The following is an 18,655-nucleotide window of genomic DNA, read 5'->3' as shown; positions in this document are numbered from 1 at the left end:
CACGTTTTTATTATATACATATCCTAAACCCCACACTTTTATGCGATCATGTCAACAACCTTTTTTGCTATGTTGTCTATTGTTGCTACAGTATCAGCCAGTCCACTGTTTACAATTGCTTTTGGCATTCCGTAGATTATGCAGGAGGATTCAGCTTCTGCAATACATTGGGCGCCTTGTTTATTTAGTTCAGCAACACCCTCTGAACCGTCACTACCCATACCGGTTAATATCACAGACAAGACACCTGAACCATAAACAGGCTTTAGCGACCTTAACAATACATTGACAGAAGGTCTCACACCATGTTCTCTGGGTTTTTGGTTAAGTGAAATGACTTCTTTTGAAATACCTCTTATATTCTTCTTTGTAATTTCCATGTGATAATCACCAGGGGCTAAATACACAATCCCTTTTTCTATCACATCTCCTTCTTTTGCTTCCCGGACTTCCAGACTTGATTTCTGGTTCAGTCTTTTTGCAAAAGAATCTGTGAACCCTGCAGGCATATGCTGAACAACCAGCACAGGAACAGGGAGATTACCTGGTAGTTTTGGGATTAATTTTTCAAGTGCACGCGGTCCTCCTGTAGAAGAACCGATAGCAACTACTTTTTTTGATGCAGTTTTTTCAGTTTTTGATTTCAGTTTGACTTTTAGATCGTCTTTTTCACTTTTTTCAGTCTCAAGCGTCTTTTTAACATGTTCTTCCATGAATCCGAGGTTGCCCAGATCAACTTTTGTAGCTGATTTAACCTTATGGCGTATTTCCTCTGCCATTGAATCGATATCAAGACTGATTGACCCGGATGGTTTCTGTATGAAATCAACTGCACCATATTCAAATGCAGTAAGTGTAGTTTCTGCTGCTTTTTCATCAACAGCACTTAACATTACAACAGGTGTAGGGCATTCACTCATGATATATCCAAGAGCATGCAGCCCATCGAGAACCGGCATGTGATTATCTAGAGTAATGACATCGGGTTTTAGTTTCTCTGTTTTTTCTATAGCTTCCTGGCCGTTTCTGGAAGTTGCTATTACTGTGATTTCTGGGTCATTGTTTAGTATATCTGTAATGACCTTACGCATGAATGCAGAATCATCAACTACCAGTGCTCTAATTGTCATGTTTATACTACTCTGTTTACAACTTCCATTACTTTATCAGCATCAAAGGGTTTTACAATAAAGTCCTGTGCACCTATATCTATAGCTTCTTTAACTACTGATTGCTGACCAATAGATGAGCACATAATGACTTTTGCTTCAGGATCCATATCCATTATCTTTTTGAGAGCTTCAGTACCCTCCATTGTTGGCATGACTACATCCATGAATACAAGGTCGGGCTTCAAATCTGGATATTTCTCAACTGATTCTGTACCATCAGATGCTTCAGCAACTACTTCATGACCATTTTTTGTCAGGATATCCTTTATTACCATGCGCATAAATGCGGCATCGTCTACAATCATTACTTTAGCCATATATGATTCACCTTCTTTAACTTTTGTTAACTTAATTAAAATAATAATCAATGTTTATTCCTGTTGTTCACTCAACTGTGAAATCTGGTTGACCTGCTCTTCAGTCAGTATTTTCTCAAGGTCGAGCAGAATAAGCAGGCGGTTTTCCAGTTTACCGACGCCTTTCAGGTAATCGGCATTGATTTTGGAAGCGATAATATCAGGAGCTGGTTCTATACTGGATTCCTGAATGCTCAGGATTTCACTAACAGAATCCACGACCATGCCGACAACACTTCCACCGACCTCCACAACGATAATCCTTGAATGTTCATCAGTTTCTTTTGATTCCAGTCCGAGACACTTGTCCAGACTGACAACAACAATAATTTTTCCGCGTATATTGATAACACCTTTAACAAAATCAGGAGCTTGAGGTATACGTGTAACTTCCTGCATTCTGATAATTTCCTGAACCTGCATTATGTCTACACCAAATTCCTCGTCACCGAGGTTGAAAGCAACAAGCTGCAGGTTCTTATCCTCTGTACCAGCACCGTTTTCCTGTTCGTATTCCATCCGTTTTCACCTCAAAAATTGAAAAAAGGGAGGTCGGGTTAGTTGACCCCCTCACCGCTTTCGGAATCCTGGATTTGTGAAGAATCCAGTTTGAAAAACTCCACTGATTTTTTAAGGTTGTCTGCGGTTTCAGTAAGTTCCTGTGCGGCTTTCGAGAGTTCCTGCATGGAAGAGGTCTGTTCTTCAACAGATGCGGAAGCTTCTTCTGTGCTGGATGCGGATTCCTCAGCAATCGATGACACTTCTTCCACAGATGAAGTTACCTCTTCGATAGAAGCGGATTGTTCCTGTGCAGAAGCAGCGATGTCCTGCACCATCTTTGCGACACCATTGACGTTCTCGACCACAGTTGATATTGATTCAACGGTCTCGTTCAGAGTCTCGGTACCGGTTTCAACTTCCTGTGTGCCGTTTTGTATGGAGGTGACTGCCTGACCGGTGCTGTCCTGGATTTCCTGAATCAGGTCTTCAATCTGCTGTGCAGAATTGCTTGACTCTTCGGCAAGTTTCCTGACCTCATCAGCAACGACGGCAAATCCGCGCCCGTGCTCACCTGCTCTTGCAGCTTCTATGGCTGCGTTGAGTGCGAGGAGGTTTGTCTGGTCTGCGATGTTTGTAATCATGCTCACAATCTCGCCGATCTTCTTGGATTTTTCGTCAAGGTCCTGTATGACCTGTGAGGAATCGTTCATGGCGGACTGGACTTCATTCATCTTGACAGACAGCTCATGTGATTTTTCACCGACGTTCTGTGATTTTTCACTGACATCAGTGACATCCTCGGAAGCCTTCTGTGCATTGCTTGCGACATCCTGTACGCTCTGGTTCATGTCGTTCATTGCACGTGATACTTCCTGTATCTTTGTGGACTGGTTTTGTGCACCGTTTGAGATTTCTGTTACAGTGTCTGCTATCTGGTTGGATGTGGATGTCATCTGTTCAGACGAGGCAGATAACTCCTGTGCCTTTGATGCTGTATTATCGGCGGCAATAGTAATCCTATTTACCAGATCTGCAAGGTTACTGGACATCTTATCAAAGGATTTGGCTAAACTGCCTATTTCGTCATCGTTCTGGGTCAAACTGTCATCGATTTTTGCAGTAAGGTCACCGTTTGAGATTTTATCGGCTACACCCTCAATTTTTTCAATTGGGTTTGCTATTGAACGTGCAATAAGAAATGCAACACCACCAAGAATTGCTATGGATGCTGCAAAAATCATTATTATTTCATTTTTCACTGTTATTGCGCTTGATAGCATTTCATCTTCTGGTGCAGAAACAACTACGGCTAAATTACCGGTTTCGACAGGTCTATAGAAAAGTGTTGAACGTTCATCATTAGTGGGGTCTACAGTTTCTATCCTGCCTTCGTTACCATTACTGATGTCTTTTGCCATCTGGTCAAAACCATCGGCATCAATGTCTTTAATGTTTTTTTCACCAATCCAATCTTTGTTTTCCGGATGAGTCATAACGACTCCTTCCTGACTGACCAGAAATGCATAACCAGAATCAAAGACCTTTATATCGCTTATAACACCGTCAAGATAATTTAGTGATACATCTACACCAGATATGCCTACAAAATCCCCATTTTTCATAATAGGAGATGCAAAACTAACCATTAATTTGCCGTTATACATCAATGGTTCAGAAACAAATGTAGATTCTGTGTTTTTTGGTACAGTATACCAGTTAGATGAGTCGATATTTTGCAGAGGTTCAACTGAAACAGATCCTCCAAATCGGTTCCAATAAGGTGCAAACCTGCCATTATCTGTAGTACCTTTTGCATCGAGATTTCCATTATTATCAAAAGCATTGTTCTCATATGCTACATAAGTACCTAAAAGTTTGGAATTATCATTTAGAGTATTTTCAAGCATGTTGTTTACTTCTTCTCTGTTTCCTGATTCGTATTCAGAAAGGACGTTTGAGAGTTGTTTGCTGGTTGTTAAATATTCTCTCATATCAGCTTCAACTTCATTAGCATGGTCTGCAGCCATTTCACTGGATTCTTTGTATGCCATATGTTCTTGCTGTGAATATACTTCAGAAACTATAAAAGCTCCAGATGCAACCAATACCAAAAGCAATGGAAGTATTATATACACTGTTCCTTTAAATTTCAATGATTTATCGTTCAATCCCATATTATACCTCATTTTTAAGTTTGAAACTTCAAACAGACATTGTTAAAAAAAAAACAGCATCCAATGTACTACATTGTACTGCTGCTTCTTTTTTCAGTTTTTCTTATCATTCTCATAATGATGATTATAATTTACACTTTTCAACATATAAATTATAATTAGATATATATTTTTTGATTTAGCCATAAAAATTGGTATAGTCTGGCTAACTTTTTAAAAAATAATAAAAAGGGATGTTTACAGTAATATACTATTAGAAAAGACCAATGTTTTCTTTTTTGATTACATGGTCGTAGTTTTTGTACCCAAGAATATCTGCAATCATGTCTGTATGTTTGCCTTTAATCTGTTTTAGTTCATCTGATGTGTAGTCTGTTATGCCCTTTGCGAATACTTCTCCATCGCATTTAAGTTCTACAATATCTCCTCTGTCAAATTCTCCAGTAATATCTACAACTCCTGAAGGCAGAAGGCTCATGTGATTTTCAATCGCTTTTTTTGCACCGGAATCAATATCAATCGTTCCTGAGGATTTAGCTAGAATTATCCATCTAATCCTGTTTTTATGCACATCCTGATTGGCAAGAAACAGTGTTCCAATCTCTTCACCATTAAATACTCTTGATACAACATAATCGATATTGCTATTTGCGATAACCATATAGCAACCGGACATACTGCAGATTTTAGCGGCTTCGATTTTGGTCCGCATGCCACCTACACCCTTCAAACTGGTAGGGTCTCCGCCATAACTTTCAATTTCAGGTGTAATCGCTTCCACAGTTTTCATCAATCTGGCGTTATGATTTCTTTTCGGATTTTTATCATATAAGCCGTCGATGTCTGAAAGCATAATCAATAAATCGGCTTCCATTTTACTGGCAACCATGGCAGATAATTTGTCGTTGTCTCCAAAGGTAGCCTCAATTTCATGTACAGAAGTGCTGTCGTTTTCGTTGATGATGGGTATAACACCATAATTCAGCAATGTAGAGATGCTGTTTCTCAAGTTCAGATATGTAAGACGGTTAGAAAAGGATTCATAGGTTATTAAAATCTGGGCAACATTCAGATTGTATTTTTGAAAAGTTTTTATCCACTCCTGCATAAGGACACTCTGTCCTACAGCAGCAGCAGCCTGGCGAACAGGGATTTCCCGCGGTTTGGAACCAAGATTAAGCTGGCCTACACCTACCCCTATAGACCCTGAACTAACAATTATAACCTCTTTTCCCATATTGTGTAGTTCAGAAACCTGATAGCTAATTCTGTCCATGAGGTCATGGTTTAGCGTACCGTCATCATTACTTATGGATGATGTACCAATTTTTACTACAACCTTCTCAACATCACTGAATAATTTTTTTCTGTTAACCAACAAGCATCCCCTTCTACAAAATCATTTAAGGTTATAGGACATCGCGATACCTTTTGTCCAGGTTATTATGGGTAAATTTTCTGGCATTTTGTCCTGTATAATCATCTACTTTTTGTCCGTTGCCAATAAGGATATACTTATAGATGACAAGTCCTTCCATGCCTACCGGACCGCGGGCATGTATTTTATTGGTGCTTATTCCTACTTCTGCACCTTTTCCATACCTAAACCCGTCAGCAAACCGCGTTGATGCATCAATCATTACGCTTGATGAATCTACCAGACTTGAAAACAGTTTTTTGTTATCCTTATCGTTTGTAATTATTACATCGGTGTGATGAGAACCGTAATTGTTAATGTGGTCAACAGCATTATCGATTGAATCAACAACTTTTATAGAAAGTATAAGGTCGTTATATTCGGTTCTCCAGTCCTCTTCTGTTGCTCTGTAAATTTCATTTATAGTGTCCAGATTTTCCAGTATTTCATAGGATTCTTCATCACAGCAAAGCTTTACACCTGCTTTGTTGTACATATCCGCCATATAAGGCAGGAAATCGTCAGCAATATCGGTGTGGACAAGTAATGTTTCAATGGCGTTGCATACTGCAGGATATTGTACTTTTGAATCATAACAAACATCATATGCGGTATCAAGGTTGGCTTTTGAATCCACAAATGCATGGCATATCCCGTCAGAGTGGCCAAGCACAGGTATTCTTGTATTGTCCTGTATGAATTTTACAAAGGTATTAGAACCTCTGGGTATCAGAAGGTCGATATACTGGTCTTGTTTGAGCACATCCATTACTTCTTCTCTGGTTTCCATAAGCTGGAAAGCATCTTCTGGTACTGTTTCAGTATGTTTTATAGCATCTGTTAATACATCAAATATAGCTCTGTTGGAATGTGATGCTTCACTTCCACCTTTAAAGATTGTAGCATTTCCACTTTTAAGGCACAGTGACATAACCTGTGGAACAACATCGGGACGTGATTCAAATATAACACCGATAACTCCTATCGGACAACTTACCTGATAAAGTTCGAGCCCCTCGTCGAGTTCGATAGAGTTTAATGTATCGCCCACCGGGTCGTTAAGTTGTATGACGTCCTTGATACCTTCTATCATCCCATCGATTTTATTGTTGTCAACTTTTAATCTTTCAACAAGCGCTTTTGACAGTTTTCCCTCTTCCATTAATTTTTTCGCATCTTCCTGGTCTTTGGAATTTTCCTGAATTATGAAACTGCGATGGATATCAAGAGCTTCAGCCATTGCTTCAAGCGCCCTGTTTTTAGTATCTGTATCTATGCTGGCAAGTTTAACTGACGATTTTTTGGCAGACCTCACTTTATTTTCAATTTCTGAGACCATGATTGATAATCTCCTGATGTAATTAATATGCTTACTTGATTATTGAACTCTTTTTGTATGTTCAAGAATATTCTTTGCTCATATACTTATCGATAATAAGGTAAAATGAGAATATGCAGAATATTTTGTTAATATAGTCCTAATAAACTTTTCATAATATAGCCACATCATCCCAAAACCTAAATATAAAATATTGCCGCTTTAGGTAAATTAATTAATTTAATAATTATATAATAAAAGCAGGAGATTAATTTAAATGAGCATGCGCGAATATATGCTTGGTAATGTAGCAATTGCCAGGGGTATTATAGAAGGAGGAGGACAGGTTATAACAGGTTATCCCGGAACACCTTCTTCTGAAATAGTAGATACTCTTTCTTCTATGGATGATAGAGATTTTTATGTTGAATGGTCAGTTAATGAAAAAGTAGCAATGGAAGTAGCTGCAGGAGCATCCATGTCGGGTGTAAATTCAGTGGTAACCATGAAACATGTGGGGTTAAATGTTGCCGCAGATCCTTTAATGACACTTGCATACATGGGTGTAAAGGGTGGTATGATTGTAATTGTGGCAGATGATCCGGCATGTCATTCGTCCCAAAATGAACAGGATACAAGACGGTATTCTCAGTTTTCTCTTATACCATGTCTTGACCCTTCAACTCCTCAGGAAGCAAAAGACATGATACCTTATGCATTTGAATTTTCATCCAAACACGGGATTCCTGTAATTTTCAGATCGACTACAAGAATATCACACGGCAAATCGGATATAGAACTTCTACCTGTCAATAAAGAAAAACCTCAGCCGGAATTTGAAAAATCTGTTGAAAGGTGGGTAATGATACCCAAACACGCCAGAATGCGTCATCCACGTTTGCTGGAAATCCAGAAAGATATCAAACAGGAGTTACAAGATTCAGAGTGGAATAACCTGATGATTAATGAAAAATCAAGTTTCGGTGTAATAGCGTCCGGTATTTCTTATGTATATGCCAGAGAAGCACTCGACAGATTGGGTGTTAATGCATCGGTTTTAAAAATCGGTACCTACCCATTACCTGATGATTTAATCCTTGAATTGTTTGATAATGTAGATACTTTACTGGTAGTAGAGGAACTGGAGCCTTTTGTAGAAGAACATGTCAGAGCACTTGCAGAAGACAATGGGATAAATGTTAGAATTCTTGGTAAAACCGGTAAAAACGGAGAGTATGTACCCAGAGAAGGAGAACTTAATATTGATAAATGTGAAAAGGCAATTTCTAAGGCGTTTGGTTTAACATATTCTGAACCATCCCCAATCTTGGAAAGTAACCTCAAACTACCCTCCCGTCCACCTGCAATGTGTCCGGGCTGTTCACATAGGGCATCCTACTATGCCATGAAAAAAGCCTTTGGTTCTGATGCGATATATCCAAATGACATCGGTTGTTATACCTTGGGTGTCCAGGGAGGAACAGTTGATACAACTCTGTGCATGGGTGCAAGTATAAGCGTTGCATCAGGTATATATCAATCAGGAGAAAAAAGACCTGTTTGCTGTGCCATAGGTGATTCAACATTTTTGCATACCGGTATAAATTCCCTGTTAAATGCTGTTTATAACAAGGCGGATATTACAGTTACAATACTTGATAACCGTGTAACAGCGATGACAGGTCACCAGCCCAATCCGGGAATGGGAAAAACTGCAACCTATGAAGATACACTGGAAGTCTCGTTTGACCAACTCTGCAGAGGTCTTGGTGCTGAGTTTGTGGAAGTTGTTGACCCTTATGATTATGATAGTGCTGTAGATGTATTTAAACGGGCAAAAGAATTTGATGGTACATCAGTTGTCATATCACAGCAACAGTGTGTTATAGATGCCAGACGTGCAGGAATTAAACGCAACCCTTACACTATAGATGAAGAAAAATGTACAGGGTGCAAACAGTGTGTATATTTCGGCTGTCCTGCAATAGAGTTTGATGCATCACTTAAAAAAGCAAGAATTAATTCAATGTGTACTGGGTGTGGAGTATGTGCACAGCTTTGTAAATTCGATGCCATAGTGGAGGTTGAAAAATGAATAAAAATAATAAACTGGATTTGGTGATAGCAGGTGTAGGAGGTCAGGGAACAATACTGGCATCTGATATTATCGGTAAATCTTCTGTACTTGAAGGTTTGCCTGTACGTGCTGCTGAAACTCATGGAATGGCACAGAGAGGGGGTTCAGTAATAAACCATGTTAGAATAGGCACAGACCTTGGCTCAATGATACCTGATCAGGGTGCGGATGTTCTACTTGCTCTTGAACCTGTGGAAGCAATTCGATATATAAATCATCTATCTGAAAACGGTATAGTAGTTCTAAATACAAAACCGGTATATCCGGTGACAGTGACATCATCTGACCAGTATCCTGATGTCTCAGAGATTATAAATACACTAAAAAAGAAATATGAAGTGTATCCACTGGATGCTTCTGAACTTGCAATTAAAGCCGGTCATCCACAATCGATGAATGTTGTAATGGTGGGGGCTGTTTCCAGTTATCTCCCAATTAGTAAAAACAGATTGGAAGAATGTATAAAAGAACTGGTGCCGCCAAAAACAGTGGATATAAATTTAAAGGCATTTGAACTGGGAAGGGAAAATATATCCCAATTAATTGAAACCAGTGCTAAAAAACCGTAAATCATTGTTTTTGGCAAACGCAAATTTTTTATTTATGCGTAGGTTTTAAATATGACATCGTCTTTTAACAAACGACGTTAGATATCAGTATCGACTTCCCATCAAATAAAACATTTGTATGAAGTTGAAGATATAAGTGTAGAAAAGTCGGTTTACATATGGTGTTCATCAGGCCAATCATAGATGCCTGCTTTTACGCGTAATAGCGTGTAAAAGAACACATGAATGTTCAAACCTTTTGGTGATGAACGCAATTCATTGGGATAGATGACCCAATAATACCAGTGAAGACCATATTCGGTAGAGTGTCATAGAGGATAGTCGCCGGTTTGGATTTAATACCACTGGATGCTGGGTTGATTCTATTCTACATTTACCGTTAAACGGCTTTTCTATTAAGATATTGAATGGTAAATGCATATTAAATCTATGATTTAAAAGATAATTAGAGGTTAAAAAATGCCAGATGTAGGACGACCAAATAGAGGTTCGCTCGCGTACAGTCCACGTAAAAGAGCGAAGAGTCACATCCCAAAATTTAGATCATGGCCAAACCTTGATGGCAACCCTAAATTACAGGATTTTGCAGGCTACAAGGTAGGAATGACCCATGTAATAATGATTGACGATACTAAAAACAGTGTTACAGAGGGTGCAGAAATATCAGTTCCTGCAACAGTAGTGGAAACTCCTGATATAGGTGTTGCATCCATCAGGGCTTACAAGGATTCTGAATATGGTAAAAAACCTGTAGCAGAAGCTTGGGCAACTGACCTTGATGCAGATGTCCTGCGAAAGGTTAAGTCACCTGACAACCATGACACAGAAAAATCACTGGAAAAAATGGAATCCTTGATTGACGATGGCACTGTAAAAGATTTGAGAGTGGTTACTTACACACTTCCATCTAATCTAACAGGAGTCCCTAAAAAGAAATCAGACATCATGGAAACCGGTGTTAGTGGCAGTGATATGAAAGAAAAATTCGAATACGCAAAATCAATACTTGGTACAAAAATAAGTATTACAGATGTTTTCAATCCTGGTGGAATTGTAGATATAGCAGCCATTACAACCGGAAAAGGTACTCAGGGACCAGTTAAAAGATGGGGCATCCAGATAGCTAAACATAAACACAATCGTGCAGGAAGTGCAAGGCAGGTTGGTACACTCGGTCCATGGCATCCAGCACATATTAGCTGGAGAGTACCCCAGATGGGGCAGATGGGATATCATCAGCGAACTGAATACAATAAGAGGATTATTAAAGTATCAAATGAAGGTTCAGAAATAAATCCTGATGGTGGTTTCCTGAATTACGGACTTGTTAGAGGCAACTATGTACTTATAAAAGGCAGTGTTCCGGGACCATCAAAAAGGCTTGTGAGATTCAGAGACCCTATAAGGTCAAAAGTATCCAGTACCAAAGAACCGCAAATTGTTCATTTGAATACTCAATCCAAACAGGGGTGAAATAATTGAGTAAAGTAAATGTTATTGACTTATCAGGTAATGTTAAAAGTGAAATAGACCTGCCTCAAGTCTTCAATGAATCCCTCAGACCAGATCTTATTAAAAAAGCGGTATTGTCATCACAGGCAAACAGATTGCAGCCATATGGTCCATATGCACGTGCAGGATTGAATACTTCTGCAGTTTCTTGGGGTTCAGGAAGAGGAGTTGCAATGGTTCCAAGGCTTGCTAACAGCAGTAGAGCAGCTCGAGTACCTCAGTCAGTAGGAGGTAGACGTGCACACCCTCCAAAACCGGAAACTGACAGAACTGAAAAGATTAATAAAAAAGAGAAAAAACTTGCAATCCGTTCAGCCATAGCAGCAACAACTAACCCTGAACTGGCGAAAAAGCGGGGGCATGTTTTTGATGTAGAACTTCCAGTTGTTGCAGATGATGAACTGGAAAACCTGACAAAAACCAAGGATGTTGTTAATTTCTTTAAAACGGCAGGACTGTATAAAGATGTTCTCCGTGCAAAAGAAGGCAAGCACGTAAGAGCTGGTAAAGGAAAATCCAGAGGTAGAAAGTACAGACAAAAAAAGAGTGTTCTTATTGTTGTAAGTGATAATAATTCAGTCATAAAAGCTGCAAGGAATTTACCAGGCGTTGAAGTGGCAACCATCGGTTCATTAAACGCCGAATTACTGGCACCTGGTACACATGCAGGACGTTTGACAGTCTGGACAGAATCAGCAATATCCAGTCTGGAGGGTATGTACAGATGAGTGTAATAGAAAATCCGTTTGTCACTGAAAAAGCAATGATGCTGATGGAAGACAATAAGTTACAATTCATTGTCGATACCAGAGCTAATAAGCATCAGATTAAGAAAGAACTGGAAGAAATGTATGGGTTTTCAGTGAACAAAGTTCATACAATGACTACTATGAAAGGAACAAAAAAAGCGGTAGTGAAATTTGAAGGTGAAGATGCCGCTCACGAGATCGCAACCAGAATAGGTTTGGTATGAGGCGATATTATGGCAAAAAGGATAATATCTCAAAACAGAGGACGTGGTGGACCGAATTATCGAGCACCATCTCATAAATATAAAGCATCATTAAAACACCCAAATATCGGTGAAAATGAAACTTTGTATGGAACAGTTACAGAAATCACTCATGACCCTTCACGTTCAGCACCTATTGCAAAAGTAGAATTTGAAAATGGAGACGAACGTCTGGTTCTGGTACCTGAAGGTATTTCAGTAGGTGAAAAATTAGCCTGCGGGAATTCTGCAGAAATAAAGCCAGGTAACACATTACCATTATCCGATATACCTGAAGGGGTTCCAATCTGCAATGTTGAATCCAAACCAAATGATGGTGGCTGTTTTGGACGCTCATCAGGAACATATGCAACACTTGTATCCCATGAAAGAGGAAAAGCAATTGTAGAAATGCCTTCTGGAGAATTGAAGTGGTTTAATCCAAAGTGCAAAGCAACAATAGGCATTGTAGCAGGTGGAGGCAGAGTTGATAAACCGTTCCTGAAGGCTGGTAAGAAGTATAATAAACTAAAATCCAGTGCTCAAAAATATCCAAGAGTTTCCGGAGTTGCCATGAACTCGGTAGACCATCCATTTGGTGGAGGTAACAGGAAACATCCCGGAAAACCAACCACAGTTGGCAGGAATAGGCCAGCAGGACGTAAAGTAGGTCATATTGCATCACGCAGGACAGGTAAACGTTAATCTATTTTTGAGGAGGCGTATGTATGTCTAAAAAATCATCAACAAGAGTTCCAAAACGAAAAGGCGAATTTAAGTTTCGTGGAAAAACTCTTGAGGAATTAAAAGAGCTGACAATAGAGGAATTTGCTGAATTATTGCCATCAAGTCAGCGTCGTAGTATCAGAAGAGGATTTACAGAAAACCAGAAAAAGGTACTCCAGCAGTTTAGAGATGGTGAAGAATCCGTTAGAACGCATGACAGAGCTATGGTAATCCTTCCGGAAATGGTTGGAAAAAGCATAGAAGTTTATAACGGTACCAGATTTGTAAAAATAGATGTAGCACCTGAAATGCTGGGTCATAGAGTAGGAGAATATGCAATGTCAAGAGGTGTCGTTAAACACGGTAGTGCAGGTGTAGGTGCAACCCGTTCAAGTAAATTTGTACCTCTCAAGTAAGGTGATATAAATGGCACGAACAAATTACTCCAAAGAATTAGACCCTGAAACAAGTGCAAAAGCAATGGGTTCTGAACTTCATATATCACCCAAAACCTCACGCGAATTATCCAGAGAAATTAAAGGAATGAAAGCCAGTGCTGCAAAACAGTATCTTGAAAATGTGATACAATTTAAACAGGCAGTACCTATGAAAAGTCACAATGACAGTTGTGGACATAGAAAAGGTTCTATGGCTGAAGGGCGTTTTCCTGTAAAAGTAGCACAAGAATTTCTCAAAGTAATCCAAAACGCGGAGAATAATGCAGAATACAAAGGGCTTGAACCAGAAAATATGAAAATAGCACACATCTCCGCCAAAAAGGGCAGAGTAATTCAGGGGATGCGTCCGAGAGCAAGGGGACGTGCAACACCTGAAAACACCGAGACGGTGAACCTTGAAATGATTTTGAGTGAGGTGTAATTAAAGAATGGCAATTGAGAATAAATTCGTCACTGATGGATATGTAAAAGCATCTCTTGATGAATATTTTGCAAAACAGCTTAACAGAGCGGGTTACGGCGGTATGGAAATCAACCGTACACCCATGGGCACCCAGATTACAATATATGCTGAAAAACCCGGTATGGTAATTGGTAAGGGTGGAAAAGTCATCCGGAAATTAACCCGTGATGTGGATAAACTGTATAACATGGACAATCCGCAGATTGATGCTCAGGAAGTAAAAACACCTGAATTAAACGCTCAGATGATGGCAACCCGGCTCGCAGCATCAATTGAACGCGGATGGTACTTTAGAAAAGCTGGACATAACGCAATCAGAGCTATAATGGGTGCTGGTGCTCTTGGCTGTGAAATTATAATGTCTGGTAAACTAACAGGTCCAAGAGCCAGAGTTGAAAAGCTGGTCAGAGGTTACATCAAACATGCAGGCAAACCTGTAGATGATATTGTGGATGAAGGTTTTGCGACTGCTGTTAAAAAGCTTGGTACTATCGGATGTAAGGTAAGGATTATACATCCTGATGCAGTGTTACCTGATACATTCAAACTGGAAGAAGTTGAACCAGAAGAAATGGAAGAAGAATTTGAAGTTGTAGAGGAAGAAAGTGAAGAATCAGGTATCCAAGAACTGGTTGAAGAAGAATCAACTGGTGAAGTTGCTGAAGCCGAGTCTGAAACAGAAGAAGTTGCAGAACCCTCAGAAGAAACAAGTGTTGAATCAGAACCAGGGGCTGAAACAGAAGAAATATCAGAATCAGAAGTATCAGAAGTAGAAAATTCTCAGTATGAATGGGAAGAACGAAGAGAAGTCAATGGTGTCTGGCAACATAAACACGAGGGTCACAATTACTGGCATCCAATGGCAAGAATTCACAGGGAGGACAAATAATGGCAATTCTTCGTAATAATGAAATCAGGAATATGAGCCCTCAGGAAAGGAAAGATGAAATAGAAAAATTTCAGACTGAACTTTCCAATGAAAAAGCTCTAACATCTGCAGGAGGATCGCCAGAAAACCCTGGAAGAATTGGTGAACTTAAAAGAACCGTTGCACGGATTAAAACAATTCAGCGTGAATTCAAGGAGATCTAAATTGGAGAGAACCCCTTCAAATTTGATATACCATGAATTGATAGGACTGCCCGTTGATGTGGTGGAATCTACAAATCCATTACTGGATAACATAAACGGTGTAGTTCGGGATGAAACAAAAAACACGTTGATAATAGTAACAGATAATAACAATAAAATGGTTCCAAAGGCAAACGCAAATTTTGTCTTCAAAGTTCCGGTGGAATTTGGAGACAAATATTTGGTAAAACATGTGAAAGTTAATGGGAAATTATTACTCTCACAGCCTGAAAGTAGAACCAAGAACATAAAAAAAATACATTGAGGTAATATTCATGACCAAGGATATTGGATTGGATGTACAATCACCATCTAAAGAATGTGATGATACGAACTGTCCTTTTCATGGTAATTTATCCGTACGAGGACAGGTCCTTGTAGGAACTGTGATAAGTGATGACAGAGATAAAACAGTCACTATTCAGCGAAACTATGAAAGGCTGATTAAAAAATACCAAAGATATGAAAAACGACACTCAAAGATTTCTGCACATAATCCACCCTGCATTGATGCAAAGGAGGGTGATGTAGTAAAAATCGCGGAATGTCGTCCACTGAGTAAAACCAAATCTTTTGTAGTAGTTGAAGCGGGTGAACAACAATGAGAGCCAGAAGATCAAAAATTCCAAGATCTTTGAATACTGGTGCAAACTTAAATTGTGTGGATAATACTGGTGCGAAAGTAGTGGAAATCATTTCTGTGAAAAATTACAGAGGTGTAAAAAGCAGACATCCTAAAGCAGGAATCGGAGATATGTGTGTAGTATCTGTAAAAAAGGGTACTCCTGAAATGAGAAAGCAGATATTGTATGCAGTAATTGTTCGACAAAAGAAGGAATATAAACGGCCAGATGGTCTTCATGTATCTTTTGAGGACAATGCAGTAGTAATCACAGATATATCAGGATTTCCAAAAGGAACCGATATTAAAGGACCGATTGCAAGAGAAGCGGCAGAACGATTCCCAAAAGTTGGAACAACTGCATCTATGATAGTCTGAGGTGTAATCAATGTCATCAAAACAACCAAGGAAACAAATAAAATCTCGCTATAATGCACCCTTGCATAAGAAGCAAAAATTCATGGCAGCACCGCTTTCAAAAGAATTGCGTGAAAAATATGGAACCAGAAGTGTAAGTGTGATTGTAGGAGATACTGTAAAGGTCCTTAGAGGTGACCACGCTACTACTACAGGTAAAGTGGAAAATGTCTCGTTAAAAGATGGAGTAATTTATATTGAAGGTGTTACAGTTCCAAAAGCAGATGGAACAGAAATGGCAAGACCTGTAGACCCTTCAAATGTTATGATTACATCTCTTAACATGGAAGACGAACATAGAAAGACAGTTATCAGTAAAAAATAAAATAAGGTGGTTATGTGGGAAAACATCAAAAAAGGATTTCTATCCCGAATAGTTGGCGGGTAGCAAAGAAATCTAACAAATGGGTAACAACTACAAGCCCTGGACCCCACCATAAAGAACAGAGCATGCCAATTTCGGTAATACTCAGGGACATGCTGGGTCTTGTAGATAATCGCTCAGAAGCAAAGAGAGTACTATCACAGGGTAAGGTTTTGGTAGATGGAAAACCAAGAAAGGATTTAAAATTCCCTGTAGGGCTTTTCGATATTATTACCATCCCTGAAATGAATGAATCATATCGGTTGTTAATTAATCAGAAAAGTAAATTAATCCTTCAAAAACTGGAAGAAAGCGACACAAATAAGCTGTGTAAAATTAATGATAAAACGACGGTAAAATCTGGAGCTATACAGCTTAACCTTAGTGATGGTACAAACTTGATAGGCTCAAATGATTATAAAGCTAAGGATTCAATCATTATAACAGTACCTGATAAAAACATTGTAAATCATCTGGAATACAAAGAAGGAAACCTTGCGATGATTGTCGGTGGTAAACATACCGGAGAAATAGGTACCATCAAAACCATTACAAAGACAAGGGGTTCTGAAGCTAATACAGTTGAAATATCAGGACAAAATTATGATTTTGAGACTATTGAAGATTACGTAGTGGTTATTGGTGAAGACAAGCCCGAGATAAATCTGGGCGAATTAGGTGGTGAAACAAATGAGTGATTCTGACAATCCGATGAGGACTCCTAAAATTGATAAAGTAGTTGTTCATATGGGTGTTGGAGAAAGTGGCCAGACACTGGTAAACGCCGAGCAAATTTTACAAACAATTACTGGTCAAAGCGGTGTAAGGACATACGCAAAAAGAACTCAACCAGCGTTTGGTATAAGAAAACGTGAGCCAATCGGATGCAAGGTAACTCTCCGTGGAAAACGTGCACAGGAATTTTTGGAAACATCCCTCAGCATCGTTGAAAATAGATTAGATGAATCACAATTTGATGAATCAGGAAATGTTGCGTTCGGAATTGACGAGCACACTGATTTTCCGGGTATGAAGTATGATCCAAACATAGGTATCTTTGGCATGGATATAATGGTCGTTGTGACACGTCCCGGTTACAGGATAAAAGACAGAAAAGTCGAGAGTCGAAAAATTCCGGGTTCACATAAAATAGTAAAAGAAGATTCAATAGAATTCTTTAAAGATAAATACTCGGTGGAGGTGGTATAACGGTCAAGACTACGAAAAGTTTTGGAAGAGGAGCCAGCCAGTGTAAAAGATGTGGCAGAAAACAGTCTCTGGTACGTAAATATGGAATATACATGTGCAGGCATTGTTTCAGAGAAATGGCACATGAAATGGGATTTGAAAAATATACCTGAGGAGGAGAAATATGGTATTATTGGATCCACTTGCTAATGCATTATCAACCATAAAAAACGCAGAAAATGTAGGTAAAGAATCCTGTACAATTCAACCTGCGTCTAAATTGATAGGTAATGTTTTGAGTGTAATGAAAGATTATGGATACATAGGTGAATTTGAACTGGTCGAAGATGGTAAAGCTGGAATATATAACGTAAAATTAGCAGGAAGAATCAATAATTGCGGGGCTATTAAACCACGTTATTCTGTAAGTACAGCTAATTTTGAAGGTTGGGAAAAACAGTTTTTACCCGGTAAAAATTTTGGAACATTGATTCTTACAACTTCAATGGGTGTTAAGTCCCAATATGAAGCACGTGATGAAAATGTTGGTGGCCAGCTCCTTGCTTATGTATATTAATTTGATGACATGGAGTGATGAATATGGCAAAAGAACTCAGGACGACGGTATCAATACCTGAAGATATCACAGTATCATTAGATGGGAAATATCTAACTGTAACAGGTCCAAAGGGCACGAATAAAAAATTTATGTGGTATCCGGGTGTGGCTATAACTCCTACAGATTCTGAAGTAACCATTGAAGCATTGTCTACAAGAAGGGACAAAAAAGCAATAATTGGTACTTTCGCTGCTCATCTACGCAATATGATGACAGGAGTAACTGAAGGTTTTGAATATAAAATGAAAGTAGTTTATTCTCACTTTCCAATGCAGCTTAAAGTTGATGGAAATAAGTTTATGATTTCCAATTTCTTGGGTGAGAAAAAGCCACGTGTAGCAGATATTATTGGAGATACTTCTGTTGAGATAAATGGTGATGAGATAATAATTACCGGTATTAACAAGGAAGATGTAGGTCAAACTGCAGCAAATATTGAACAGACAACCAAAATCAACAGGTTTGACCCGCGTATATTCCAAGATGGAATCTACATTGTGGAGAAGGCATAACGTTGGTG

The 18,655-nt window shown here is 39.0% G+C and carries 25 protein-coding genes; 19 read left to right on the top strand and 6 right to left on the bottom strand.

Translation table 11 applies throughout. The features are described from left to right. Nucleotides 1–38: 38 nt before the first annotated feature. From METEV_RS04290 to METEV_RS04265, 6 genes are all read right to left on the bottom strand, one after another. Complete coding sequence (locus METEV_RS04290; RefSeq protein ID WP_013194332.1) at nucleotides 39–1,130, bottom strand: protein-glutamate methylesterase/protein-glutamine glutaminase; 1,092 nt, start codon at nucleotides 1,128–1,130, stop codon at nucleotides 39–41. A 2-nt stretch (nucleotides 1,131–1,132) separates the two neighbouring features. Next, on the bottom strand, nucleotides 1,133–1,489 hold the full coding sequence (locus tag METEV_RS04285; RefSeq protein WP_013194331.1) for a response regulator: 357 nt from the start codon (nucleotides 1,487–1,489) through the stop codon (nucleotides 1,133–1,135). A 54-nt stretch (nucleotides 1,490–1,543) separates the two neighbouring features. Further along, nucleotides 1,544–2,047: a chemotaxis protein CheW gene (locus METEV_RS04280; protein WP_013194330.1), complete on the bottom strand. Its 504-nt coding sequence runs from the start codon at nucleotides 2,045–2,047 to the stop codon at nucleotides 1,544–1,546. 38 nt (nucleotides 2,048–2,085) lie between these two features. Next, nucleotides 2,086–4,203 carry a methyl-accepting chemotaxis protein gene (locus tag METEV_RS04275; RefSeq protein WP_013194329.1) on the bottom strand — a complete coding sequence of 706 codons (2,118 nt, stop codon included), beginning with the start codon at nucleotides 4,201–4,203 and terminating at the stop codon, nucleotides 2,086–2,088. A gap of 253 nt (nucleotides 4,204–4,456) precedes the next feature. After that, complete coding sequence (gene proB / locus METEV_RS04270; protein WP_013194328.1) at nucleotides 4,457–5,581, bottom strand: glutamate 5-kinase; 1,125 nt, start codon at nucleotides 5,579–5,581, stop codon at nucleotides 4,457–4,459. A gap of 31 nt (nucleotides 5,582–5,612) precedes the next feature. Continuing rightward, entirely contained in the window at nucleotides 5,613–6,959 is a 1,347-nt protein-coding gene (locus tag METEV_RS04265; protein ID WP_013194327.1) for a glutamate-5-semialdehyde dehydrogenase, read from the bottom strand. A 256-nt stretch (nucleotides 6,960–7,215) separates the two neighbouring features. Here METEV_RS04265 and iorA point away from each other — a divergent pair, with 256 nt between their 5' ends. The 19 genes from iorA (at nucleotide 7,216) to METEV_RS04175 (ending at nucleotide 18,647) form a co-directional block, all read left to right on the top strand. Further along, entirely contained in the window at nucleotides 7,216–9,033 is a 1,818-nt protein-coding gene (iorA, locus tag METEV_RS04260; RefSeq protein ID WP_013194326.1) for an indolepyruvate ferredoxin oxidoreductase subunit alpha, read from the top strand. Then, nucleotides 9,030–9,644, top strand: a complete 615-nt coding sequence (locus METEV_RS04255) for an indolepyruvate oxidoreductase subunit beta (RefSeq protein ID WP_013194325.1) — start codon at nucleotides 9,030–9,032, stop codon at nucleotides 9,642–9,644. Before iorA ends, METEV_RS04255 begins: the two co-directional genes overlap by 4 nt. A gap of 459 nt (nucleotides 9,645–10,103) precedes the next feature. Continuing rightward, the gene (gene rpl3p / locus METEV_RS04250; protein ID WP_013194324.1) at nucleotides 10,104–11,117 is read left to right on the top strand and encodes a 50S ribosomal protein L3; all 1,014 of its coding nucleotides are present in this window, start codon (nucleotides 10,104–10,106) and stop codon (nucleotides 11,115–11,117) included. A gap of 5 nt (nucleotides 11,118–11,122) precedes the next feature. Beyond that, nucleotides 11,123–11,884, top strand: a complete 762-nt coding sequence (gene rpl4p / locus METEV_RS04245; protein WP_013194323.1) for a 50S ribosomal protein L4 — start codon at nucleotides 11,123–11,125, stop codon at nucleotides 11,882–11,884. Further along, nucleotides 11,881–12,129: a 50S ribosomal protein L23 gene (locus METEV_RS04240; protein ID WP_013194322.1), complete on the top strand. Its 249-nt coding sequence runs from the start codon at nucleotides 11,881–11,883 to the stop codon at nucleotides 12,127–12,129. The genes rpl4p and METEV_RS04240 overlap by 4 nt, the downstream gene beginning before the upstream one ends. A 9-nt stretch (nucleotides 12,130–12,138) precedes the next feature. Beyond that, nucleotides 12,139–12,852: a 50S ribosomal protein L2 gene (locus tag METEV_RS04235; RefSeq protein WP_013194321.1), complete on the top strand. Its 714-nt coding sequence runs from the start codon at nucleotides 12,139–12,141 to the stop codon at nucleotides 12,850–12,852. Nucleotides 12,853–12,875: 23 nt separating this feature from the next. Then, complete coding sequence (locus METEV_RS04230; protein WP_013194320.1) at nucleotides 12,876–13,289, top strand: 30S ribosomal protein S19; 414 nt, start codon at nucleotides 12,876–12,878, stop codon at nucleotides 13,287–13,289. 10 nt (nucleotides 13,290–13,299) lie between these two features. Continuing rightward, on the top strand, nucleotides 13,300–13,752 hold the full coding sequence (locus METEV_RS04225; protein WP_013194319.1) for a 50S ribosomal protein L22: 453 nt from the start codon (nucleotides 13,300–13,302) through the stop codon (nucleotides 13,750–13,752). Between the two features lie 7 nt (nucleotides 13,753–13,759). Further along, nucleotides 13,760–14,683, top strand: a complete 924-nt coding sequence (locus METEV_RS04220; RefSeq protein WP_013194318.1) for a 30S ribosomal protein S3 — start codon at nucleotides 13,760–13,762, stop codon at nucleotides 14,681–14,683. Then, the gene (gene rpmC / locus METEV_RS04215) at nucleotides 14,683–14,886 is read left to right on the top strand and encodes a 50S ribosomal protein L29 (RefSeq protein WP_013194317.1); all 204 of its coding nucleotides are present in this window, start codon (nucleotides 14,683–14,685) and stop codon (nucleotides 14,884–14,886) included. Before METEV_RS04220 ends, rpmC begins: the two co-directional genes overlap by 1 nt. A 1-nt stretch (nucleotide 14,887) precedes the next feature. After that, nucleotides 14,888–15,190: a ribonuclease P protein component 1 gene (rnp1, locus tag METEV_RS04210; RefSeq protein ID WP_013194316.1), complete on the top strand. Its 303-nt coding sequence runs from the start codon at nucleotides 14,888–14,890 to the stop codon at nucleotides 15,188–15,190. 10 nt (nucleotides 15,191–15,200) lie between these two features. Next, nucleotides 15,201–15,530, top strand: a complete 330-nt coding sequence (locus METEV_RS04205) for a 30S ribosomal protein S17 (protein ID WP_013194315.1) — start codon at nucleotides 15,201–15,203, stop codon at nucleotides 15,528–15,530. After that, complete coding sequence (locus METEV_RS04200; protein ID WP_013194314.1) at nucleotides 15,527–15,925, top strand: 50S ribosomal protein L14; 399 nt, start codon at nucleotides 15,527–15,529, stop codon at nucleotides 15,923–15,925. The genes METEV_RS04205 and METEV_RS04200 overlap by 4 nt, the downstream gene beginning before the upstream one ends. 10 nt (nucleotides 15,926–15,935) lie before the next feature. Beyond that, nucleotides 15,936–16,289 (top strand): 50S ribosomal protein L24, encoded by a 354-nt coding sequence (gene rplX / locus METEV_RS04195; RefSeq protein WP_013194313.1) that lies wholly within the window; start codon nucleotides 15,936–15,938, stop codon nucleotides 16,287–16,289. Between the two features lie 14 nt (nucleotides 16,290–16,303). Beyond that, the gene (locus METEV_RS04190) at nucleotides 16,304–17,026 is read left to right on the top strand and encodes a 30S ribosomal protein S4e (RefSeq protein ID WP_013194312.1); all 723 of its coding nucleotides are present in this window, start codon (nucleotides 16,304–16,306) and stop codon (nucleotides 17,024–17,026) included. Between the two features lie 13 nt (nucleotides 17,027–17,039). Continuing rightward, on the top strand, nucleotides 17,040–17,537 hold the full coding sequence (locus tag METEV_RS04185) for a 50S ribosomal protein L5 (protein ID WP_049891261.1): 498 nt from the start codon (nucleotides 17,040–17,042) through the stop codon (nucleotides 17,535–17,537). Further along, entirely contained in the window at nucleotides 17,534–17,689 is a 156-nt protein-coding gene (locus METEV_RS11970; protein WP_013194310.1) for a 30S ribosomal protein S14, read from the top strand. The genes METEV_RS04185 and METEV_RS11970 overlap by 4 nt, the downstream gene beginning before the upstream one ends. Nucleotides 17,690–17,700: 11 nt before the next feature. Next, nucleotides 17,701–18,093 carry a 30S ribosomal protein S8 gene (locus tag METEV_RS04180; protein WP_013194309.1) on the top strand — a complete coding sequence of 131 codons (393 nt, stop codon included), beginning with the start codon at nucleotides 17,701–17,703 and terminating at the stop codon, nucleotides 18,091–18,093. Between the two features lie 23 nt (nucleotides 18,094–18,116). Continuing rightward, entirely contained in the window at nucleotides 18,117–18,647 is a 531-nt protein-coding gene (locus METEV_RS04175) for a 50S ribosomal protein L6 (RefSeq protein ID WP_013194308.1), read from the top strand. Nucleotides 18,648–18,655 lie beyond the last annotated feature (8 nt).

Origin of the sequence: Methanohalobium evestigatum Z-7303 (assembly GCF_000196655.1) — an archaeon.
Classification (GTDB): domain Archaea; phylum Halobacteriota; class Methanosarcinia; order Methanosarcinales; family Methanosarcinaceae; genus Methanohalobium; species Methanohalobium evestigatum.
This window is presented reverse-complemented; position numbering and strand designations above follow the sequence as displayed.